Source organism: Muribacter muris (assembly GCF_004569585.1).
Classification (GTDB): domain Bacteria; phylum Pseudomonadota; class Gammaproteobacteria; order Enterobacterales; family Pasteurellaceae; genus Muribacter; species Muribacter muris.
The window spans coordinates 1-1,558 of sequence record NZ_SPPA01000062.1 but is presented as its reverse complement, the minus strand read 5'-3'; the positions used below and the strand labels follow the sequence as shown (position 1 = coordinate 1,558).

Here is a 1,558-nt window from a genome sequence, read left to right as displayed (position 1 = left end):
TGAGAGGGTTGTTAGAATAAAACATGAGCGTTTCCTTTTTTGTTTAGATTGAATTTGACACTCATATTCTAAACGGGAAACGCTCACTTTTTATTGTGATTTGTCAGATTTAATCTGATCTTCTACAAATATGCGTTCTCGTATTTATACGCTCAAATGGGGTAATTTTAATCTGATTGACGGCGATTTTATCAGCGGCTACGCTCGTACTTATGGTGAATGGTCGGAAGTTGAAGTTCAATTTTTTCGTCAAGTTCTTTCAGCGCAAAGTAATATTATTGAGGTCGGGGCAAATATCGGTATGCACGCCGTTCCTCTAGCGAAAATGGCACATCAAGGTAAACTGTTTTGTTTTGAACCGCAGCGGATTATCTTTCAAGTGCTATGCAGCAATTTAGCTATTAATCAATTAACCAATTAACCAATGTTTATACTTATCAGCAAGGGGTTAGTGACGAAGCAGGCGTCATTCAAATTGCTTCTTCGGATTATGAAACAGCGTGGAATTACGGCAGTTTTTCACTGGATAAAGGCTTTAATACTGAAGGTACATTTCAAGGTAATATTGCATACGAAAGCGTGCAGGTTGTAAAAATCGACGAGCACCCTGAAATTCAAACACTCCCCCATTTATCATTGTTGAAAATTGATGCCGAAGGCTTTGATCTTAATGTATTGAAAGGGGCTATTCAAACGATTGAGAAGCACAAACCGGTGATTTTTATTGAAGCGCATCTTCATAAATCCCAAGATTTAATTCGCCACCTTAATCAACTCGGCTACCGCTGTTTTTGGTTTATCTCCGACCGTTATCAACCAAATAACCATTTTGGGCAGCAGAAAACAATTTCAGGGCTGGATTACAATCTTGCTTGTTTCCACGAAAGTCAAACACCGACCTTACCAACGTCTTTATTAGCAAATCCGGATAGTTTACCGGATACGCTCCCGCTTTTGTCTTACAACTGATTTTGTAAAGAGTTGCACTGTTATTGCACCAACTTAAAGTGCACTCAAAATGTAGGGACGCCGCGCCGGCGTCCGTCATAAAATGGTTAAATAAATGCAGTTTGGTGTTCTTATATTTATTAGAATATGCATTTTGTATCGTTGTTGAATAATGTTGGTTTTTTGTCGATAATAGACCGATTATGTGAGTTATATAGTGAAATAGGATTATACGCTATAAAGGATAGTTTTGATTTTATCCGCTAAAGAGGGTAAAATCAAAACTATCCTTTATAGCGTATAAGACGAACATAATGGCTATTACAACATCACAGATGTTATCCCATATTATCCGAGAATTTCGTTATCAGCAAAATTGCTCCCAAATAGAAGTTGCCAGATTGGCAGGTTTAAAGCAGGCTACTATCTCTGCTTTTGAAAATAATCCCGATAGTACTAAACTTGAAACGTTATTTAAAATTTGGGGCTGTACTAGATAACTAGAATAAATTCTGCTTTACTAATTGTTTTAAAATGGAAAATTGAACTTTTATTTCACTGTGGTTAAAACGCCATTCACATTCCTTCAAATACAGTTCAAAATGCTCTT

At 36.8% G+C, this 1,558-nt stretch carries 2 protein-coding genes and 2 pseudogenes; 3 read left to right on the top strand and 1 reads right to left on the bottom strand.

Features of this window, described 5'->3' with window-relative positions; translation table 11 throughout:
* Positions 1-130: 130 nt before the first annotated feature.
* The 3 genes and pseudogenes from E4T80_RS13225 to E4T80_RS12580 form a co-directional block, all read left to right on the top strand.
* The gene (locus E4T80_RS13225) at positions 131-421 is read left to right on the top strand and encodes a class I SAM-dependent methyltransferase (protein ID WP_228064839.1); all 291 of its coding nucleotides are present in this window, start codon (positions 131-133) and stop codon (positions 419-421) included.
* On the top strand, positions 409-969 hold the full coding sequence (locus tag E4T80_RS13220; RefSeq protein ID WP_322783248.1) for an FkbM family methyltransferase: 561 nt from the start codon (positions 409-411) through the stop codon (positions 967-969). The genes E4T80_RS13225 and E4T80_RS13220 overlap by 13 nt, the downstream gene beginning before the upstream one ends.
* Positions 970-1,262: 293 nt before the next feature.
* Positions 1,263-1,430 (top strand): annotated as a pseudogene (locus E4T80_RS12580) (helix-turn-helix domain-containing protein); the annotation flags it as partial.
* Positions 1,431-1,448: 18 nt separating this feature from the next.
* On the opposite strand, the pseudogene E4T80_RS12575 reads toward E4T80_RS12580, so the two are convergent.
* Positions 1,449-1,558: pseudogene (locus E4T80_RS12575) on the bottom strand (IS1595 family transposase); the annotation flags it as partial.